The organism is Wolbachia endosymbiont of Drosophila incompta, from assembly GCF_001758565.1.
GTDB lineage: Bacteria > Pseudomonadota > Alphaproteobacteria > Rickettsiales > Anaplasmataceae > Wolbachia > Wolbachia pipientis.
The window spans coordinates 948,980-955,960 of sequence record NZ_CP011148.1; the positions used below are offsets into that span (position 1 = coordinate 948,980).

The following is a 6,981-nucleotide window of genomic DNA, read 5'->3' on the forward strand; positions in this document are numbered from 1 at the left end:
AAGTCAGGTAATATGTTTGGCATAAAACTTCTTGAAGGCCTTGCAGAATATTTTTCAGGTGGAGGTGGGGAAGATATGCCATCAGAAGAAATGGATATGGCTCATGGTGATGATGGACATCACTCAGATGATTACCCTCATGCCAATAACGAAATAGCTCATAATGCTGATGGTTTGCAAGACATGCATGATGCAGGTGATCACCATGGTCAATCTTTTTCACCTGGTCCTTCACCATCTGTTGGCGATGACCACGGACATGAACTTGGTTAAACACTTAAAAACTATTGAATAGTTGGAAGAAGGCCTAATAAGAAAAGTTGCTGTTGTTATGAGTTTGTCTTAGTGAAAAAGGTTTCAGTTTTGGGATCAACAGGAAGTGTTGGAAAAAAGACTGTAGATTTGCTCTCAAAGAGAAAAGAAGAATACCAAGTGGAAGCACTAAGTGCCCATTCGAACTTTGCTCTACTGGCACACCAAGCAAAACTGCTAAATGCAAAATATGTTGCTATCTCCGATGAAAGGCTTTACAAAGATTTGAAAGAAAGTTTACTTGGTACAGATGTAAAAATAGCAATTGGTGCTACAAATATTGCTACCATACCTGTTGATCTCTCAGTTGTTGCAATAGTTGGCATTGCAGGCCTTGGGCCAGTTATGGAAGTTATAGAAAGCGGTACCAAAGTCATTGCATTGGCAAACAAAGAAAGCATTGTTTGCGGTGGAAAGTTATTACTCAAAAAAGCTAAAGAAAAAAATGTACAAATAATCCCTATTGACTCTGAGCACAATGCAATTTTTCAAATTTTGCAAAATGACGACAAATGCGTAGAAAAGATCATACTTACTGCTTCTGGTGGACCATTCTTAAATTATAGCCTTGAGCAATTAAGAAATGTTATGGTAGATAAGGCGCTTAGTCACCCCACTTGGAATATGGGAAAGAAAATCTCGGTTGATAGCGCAACAATGATGAATAAGGCACTAGAGATAATAGAAGCACATAACTTGTTTAATATCAGCCCGGATAAAATTGAAGCAATAGTGCATCCTGAGTCAATAGTACATGGAATTGTAACTTATAAGGATGGGTTCAACTTTGCTGTGCTTGCAGAAACTGACATGGCAATTCCTATTTCATATGCTCTATCTTGGCCGGAAAGATCAGCTTTAAATCGTAAATTAGATTTAACAAAGCAAGGAAAATTGACCTTTCAAGAACCAGACCATAAGCGTTTTCCTGCGCTAAAGCTTAGCATGGCAGTGTTAAACTCTTCTGCTCCACAAACAAACAGTATTGTGCTCAATGCTGCAAATGAAATAGCTGTTAATGAATTTTTGAAGTCACGAATCGGCTTTTTAAAAATAGTAGAGGTAGTGGAATCAACAATGGAAAGTTTTGGTAGTTATACTGATATTAATTCACTATCTGATATAATAAATATTGATTATGAAAGTCGTATTATTGCTCACAAAATTGTTGAAAGTAAAGTTGTTGCGTATAGCTAGAGTAATGTAACCAGACTGCATTCTGTGATTTTTAGCAAAACACGATACACAATCGTCATTCCGCTACTAGTTAGCGGAATCTATGCCGAGATACCGCGGCGGTATGAAGGTTCGCGGTGGTATGACGGTTAAGTAATTCGTCATCCCGCTGCTTGTTAGCGGGATCTAGAGATACCGCGGCGGTATGACGGTTCGCGGCGGCATAGCTATCTTCAAAAATATGGTTGAATAATTGTTAATAATAGTGTATAATTATTAATATTTTTAAGCACTTTGGCTATGGCTTTATCTAAGTTTCTCGACCCTAAGCTGGATTTAACCTTCAAAAAAATATTTGGCACTGAAAAAAATAAGAATATTCTCATACATTTTTTGAATGATATTTTAGGGTTTACCGAGATAAATACTATACAAGAAGTGGAATTCCTCAGTACTATAATGGATCCTGAAATTGCCTCTGATAAGCAAAGTATAGTTGATGTTCTTTGCAGGGACTCTAGTGGGGCTAGGTATGTGATTGAAATGGTGCGACCTGAAAGCCTTCGGTCATATTGTTTAAAAGGAGAGGAATTCATTCAGAAAGAAACTGAAAGGATTCTAAAGCTTATTGAACCAGATGTTTTGCCATCTGAGTCTACGCATCAGTGCGAATTGGGTAACCAGTTGGTGCCGAGCGACGCGGACAATGAACCTCCTCTTGATAAAGAAGATGCTCAATCGTGAGAGAAAGCATAAACTACAAGCATCATGTGGTTGGAGGGCTAGGCTTAGTGGTATGGTGAACGTAAGTGAAGCTTCATAAGTATCGTAACGATTAAAGAGCTAAAGATGCTGATAAGCTCCGACCAAAAGGTAATGTGACATTTTTCATTTCTGGATGTACGCAAATAATAATTCCACCGGTATAGAGAAGCCACCTAACCCACTATTGTATGACAAAAGGAACAGGATAAGCCTGTATTTTCGCCTATATGGCAGGCAAAATGCAATAGATGCTGGTGGATGTGCAGGTAAAGGATAATGGAGAAAGCGAATGCCATTTTGTAACGAAATGGATAGAATTTGTAACATTAATTCGCGTGAAAACGAGCAGACTTCCATTTGGTCCCTCATGACAAGAAACTTTGTTAACCACTTAAGGTAGGAAAGCAGATGATTACAAGTACAACTGTAAGTGCACCTACCAATAACTCCGAAGCATGGAACCAGTTACCCTGGAAGAAATGCCAAAAAGTTGTTATGAGGCTACAGAGGCGTATTGTTAAGGCTGTCCAACAAGGCAGATGGGGTAAGGTGAAAACTTTACAACACCTTCTCACACGCTCTTTTAGCGGCAAAGCTTTGGCGGTTAAGAGAGTAACTGAAAACCAAGGAAAAAACACAGCAGGTGTAGATCGTCAAATATGGTCAACTTGCAACACAAAATTTCAAGGAATAAAGCTATTAAAACAAAGAGGATACAAACCTTCTCCGCTAAAACGGATATACATCAGTAAGTCTAATGGCAAAAGAAGACCTCTTGGAATCCCTACGATAAAAGATAGAGCCATGCAAGCATTATACTTGTTTGCTTTGGAACCGATAGCTGAAACGATCAGTGATCGTCACTCTTATGGTTTTAGACCAAAAAGATCCTGCGCAGACGCTACTGTGGCTTGTCAATTGTTACTGGCAAGCCGTAACCAACTACAATGGATACTCGAAGGTGATATTAAAGGGTGTTTTGATAACATTAACCATGAATGGCTCATGAAGCATATTCCTATGGAGAAGAAAATTCTTCATAGCTGGTTAAAAGCTGGCTTCCTAGAATCAAAAACTCTGTATTCCACAACTGCAGGTACCCCACAAGGTAGTATCATCTCTCCAATACTAGCAAATCTAGCCCTAAATGGACTTGAAAAATCATTGGAAAGTCAATTTGGTAAACTTGGCAGTAAAAGAAGAAGCAAAATCAGAAGTGGAGTAAATGTAATCAGGTACGCAGATGACTTTATCATTTCAGGAATCACACGTGAAGTACTGGAAAATGAAGTAAAACCTCTAGTATCGTCCTTTCTTCAGGAGAGAGGTCTTATCCTTTCCGAAGAGAAAACAAAAATTACATCTATTACAACAGGGTTTGACTTTCTTGGTTGTAATGTACGCAGGTATAATAAGAAGTTAATTATAAAACCTTCAAAAGAAAGTATTAAGAAACTTCTTAATAAAGCACGTACATTGATAAAGGCAAACATAGCGAACACTCAGGCCGTACTAATCAAGTTGCTCAATTCCCTATTAAGGGGATGGGGAAATTACTACAGCCATGTGTGTGCGAAAAGAGCTTTTAACAAAATAGACCATGAAATTATGTGTGCTCTATGGAAATGGGCAAAGAAAAGACATCCTCGTAAAGGATTACGTTGGATAAAGAATCGTTACTTCAAGGTAATGAAACAACGCCAATGGGTCTTTGCTGCACCCATATGCAAGAACAAACCGAAAGAGATAAGGTATTTAAGACTGCTTAGGTTGATTGATATACCTATCAGACGACATGTTAAAATCAGGGCGGATGCAAATCCACTTGACTTAAAATGGAAAAAGTATTTTGATGAAAGAGTGAAACAAACAAAAATGTTAGCAAGCTCTTTCTCAAGAGAAGGTTCTCTACTGTTGGTGTCACCATTAAGAATGATGTTTTCTGAGGAATCATCAAGGACAAGCCGGTTCGAGAAAAGAAGGACTTAGATAAGGGGCTCAAGCGTAGTGTGGGGAAACCTGCATGCTGCGTTTCTAAGGGAGGGAGTAGTAGCAATACTACTTCCTTACCTAACCAGCTCACTCGCGATAAAGGCTTCGAAAAACGAGCTCAACTATATGCTGCTAAGGCTTACTCAAGGCAAGCTGATAAATCTGGTAAGTACATTGATTTAAAGAAGGTTTTCTTTATTGCTATCTCTAATTGTAATTTATTTCCTGATAAGCTTGATTATATATCCAGCCACACTATAAGAGATGAGAAAACCTATGAGCATGACTTAAAAGATTTTCAATTTGTATTTATTGAACTACCTAAATTTCCTAAGAATAAGGAAGAACAGCTAGAAAGCATAGTGGATCGTTGGTTATTTTTCTTCAAATATGCAGATGAAACTACGGAAGAAGACTTAAGGAAAATAGCAGAAAAAGCACCAATAATAAAGTTAGCCTACGATGAATTAGACAGGTTTAGCTGGAATGAAAAAGATTTAGTAGCTTATGAAGAAAGAATAATGGATCTACGGAAAGAAGAAGCCATTCTTGAATACAGACTTGACCTTGCTACTGAAAAAGGCATCCAAATTGGCGAAGAAAGAGGCATCAAAATCGGTAAAGAGGAAGGGAAAATTGAAGGAAAAATCGAAGTCGCAAAAGCAATGCTGGCTAACAATGTTGATGTCAACACTATTGTCAAATTTACTGGCCTTTCTATTAGTGAGATTGAAGAATTAAGTGTGAACGGTACAGAGTAATTTCAAAGTGCATTTGCAGTTGGAACGGATACATTTAATGAGAGTCCCATTTCACGGTGTTCAAATCTACTCCTTCTTGTACCATCTCCCAAAGTGGGCTCATTTCTCTCAGTCGGCCAACATTTTTAGCAACAAGATCTGCTGCATACAAAACTTCTTCTCTAGTTGTAAATCGGCCTAGGCCAAATCTAATTGATGAATGCTCAAGGTCATGGCCATTATTTAGCGACCGTACTACATAGGAAGGCTCAAGAGACGCAGACGTGCACGCAGAACCAGAACTTACTGCTAAATCCTTGATTGCCATGATGAGAGACTCACCCTCAACATAGGGAAAGCTCAAGTTTAGGTTGCCAGGAATTCTATTTTCATAATCACCATTTAAAACGATATCAGGAAACGCTTCTTTTATCTTGTTATACAAAATATCCCTTAATTCTTCCACTCTAGTTGTTTCTTTTTTCATTTCTTCTCTAGCAATACGTGCCGCTTCACCAAAACCAACTGCAAGAGGTGTTGGAACTGTTCCAGAACGCATGCCTCTTTCCTGTCCACCACCACTAATTAGTGGTATCAGCCTAACACGAGGATTCTTTCTACGTACATATAATGCGCCTATTCCCATAGGTCCATAAATTTTGTGGCTAGAGAGACTCATAAGATCAATGCACATCTCATTAACATCAATTGGAACTTTTCCAAAGCTTTGAGCTGCATCTGTATGGAAAAATATATTATGCTTTCTGCATATTTTACCAATCTCCTTTACAGGCTGAATTACTCCGATTTCATTATTTACCATCATTACTGAAATCAAAATTGTTTTATCAGTAATTGCTTCCTCAAGCTTTGATAAATCTATAATTCCGTTTTGCTTAACAGGCAAATATGTAACTTTAAAGCCTTCATTTTCCAGATGCCGACAAGAATCCAGAACACACTTATGCTCCGTGCAGACAGTGATTATATGATTTCCTTTATTTTTATAAAAGTGAGCAACGCCCTTGATTGCCGTATTATTTGACTCAGTTGCACCTGAGGTAAAGATAATTTCTTTGCTATCTGCGTTCACCAGATCAGCGATGTGTTTCCTTGCTTTTTCCACTGCTTCTTCAGCAGTCCAACCAAATGAATGGCTGCGAGAGTGTGCATTGCTGAACTCACCAAAGTAAGGTATCATCACCTCTAAAACACGGGGATCTACTTTAGTAGTAGATTGATAATCAAGAAATATTGGTAATTTTATTTTAGCATCGTGTATTTTTTTACTTTCAACATTCATAAAGCTACCACGGAGACAAAATTTACAATTATTTTATAGCATTAAAACTTAATTTTTTCAAGATATAATCTTGCATCAAGTACAAAAGTGTCATCCAAGTAGCTGACACATAACTGTACGAACATTTATTTGCGAAAGCAGTGTGTTAAATGTTATAGCCAGTTTTATGTTATAGCCAGTTTTGCCTCAAACACTGGGATGACACCCTATTGGTGGCAATTGCTTCCAAATCATAATGTTTGTACAGCTGTGCGCCGTGCGCTGGAATCCGTTTTAGCCCTTATCTATATCTCAGTTCCACCAACAGTTATTGCGTCGACTTTGAGTGTCGGCTGACCAACTCCAACGGGCACATTTTGTCCATCTTTCGAGCATGTGCCAACACCAGGATCTAACTTTAAGTCATTACCAACCATAGATACTTTTTTCAACACTGTTGGACCGTCACCAATTAGTGTTGCTCCTTTTACTGGCTGTGTAATTTTGCCATTTTCTATTAGGTAAGCTTCCGAAGATGAAAAAACAAATTTTCCTGACGTTATATCAACCTGCCCACCACCGAAATTTACTGCATATAGACCTTTCTTTACGCTAGATATTATTTCCTTCGGTGTATACTTTCCGGGCAACATATAGGTGTTTGTCATGCGCGGCATAATAACTTCTTTATAACTTTCTCTTCTACCATTACCT

Annotated in this window: 5 protein-coding genes and 2 pseudogenes; 5 read left to right on the forward strand and 2 right to left on the reverse strand. The window is 38.2% G+C overall.

All coding sequences use genetic code 11. From position 1 onward, the window contains the following. The 5 genes and pseudogenes from WG67_RS08690 to WG67_RS04280 all read left to right on the forward strand — a co-directional run. Positions 1–273: pseudogene (locus WG67_RS08690) on the forward strand (hypothetical protein); the annotation flags it as partial. 72 nt (positions 274–345) lie between these two features. Continuing rightward, positions 346–1,509: a 1-deoxy-D-xylulose-5-phosphate reductoisomerase gene (gene dxr, locus WG67_RS04260; RefSeq protein WP_070356952.1), complete on the forward strand. Its 1,164-nt coding sequence runs from the start codon at positions 346–348 to the stop codon at positions 1,507–1,509. A 279-nt stretch (positions 1,510–1,788) separates the two neighbouring features. Then, positions 1,789–2,034: pseudogene (locus WG67_RS07720) on the forward strand (PD-(D/E)XK nuclease family transposase); the annotation flags it as partial. Positions 2,035–2,661: 627 nt separating this feature from the next. Beyond that, a complete protein-coding gene (gene ltrA / locus WG67_RS04275; RefSeq protein ID WP_070356953.1) occupies positions 2,662–4,242 on the forward strand; it encodes a group II intron reverse transcriptase/maturase in 1,581 nt (526 codons plus the stop codon). Continuing rightward, positions 4,206–5,006, forward strand: a complete 801-nt coding sequence (locus WG67_RS04280; protein WP_070356954.1) for an Rpn family recombination-promoting nuclease/putative transposase — start codon at positions 4,206–4,208, stop codon at positions 5,004–5,006. Before ltrA ends, WG67_RS04280 begins: the two co-directional genes overlap by 37 nt. Positions 5,007–5,040: 34 nt before the next feature. On the opposite strand, the gene WG67_RS04285 is transcribed toward WG67_RS04280, so the two are convergent. Further along, entirely contained in the window at positions 5,041–6,288 is a 1,248-nt protein-coding gene (locus WG67_RS04285) for an IscS subfamily cysteine desulfurase (protein WP_010081919.1), read from the reverse strand. A gap of 284 nt (positions 6,289–6,572) precedes the next feature. Then, a partial coding sequence (locus WG67_RS08695) for a metallopeptidase TldD-related protein (protein ID WP_458694919.1) occupies positions 6,573–6,981 on the reverse strand: 409 nt, incomplete at its 5' end.

What these genes read in the sequence shown, in the direction of transcription:
- ltrA (WP_070356953.1), top strand. Translation starts at nt 2,662, where the DNA reads ATGATTACAAGTACAACTGTAAGTGCACCTACCAATAACTCCGAAGCA.
- WG67_RS04285 (WP_010081919.1), bottom strand. Translation starts at nt 6,288, where the DNA reads ATGAATGTTGAAAGTAAAAAAATACACGATGCTAAAATAAAATTACCA.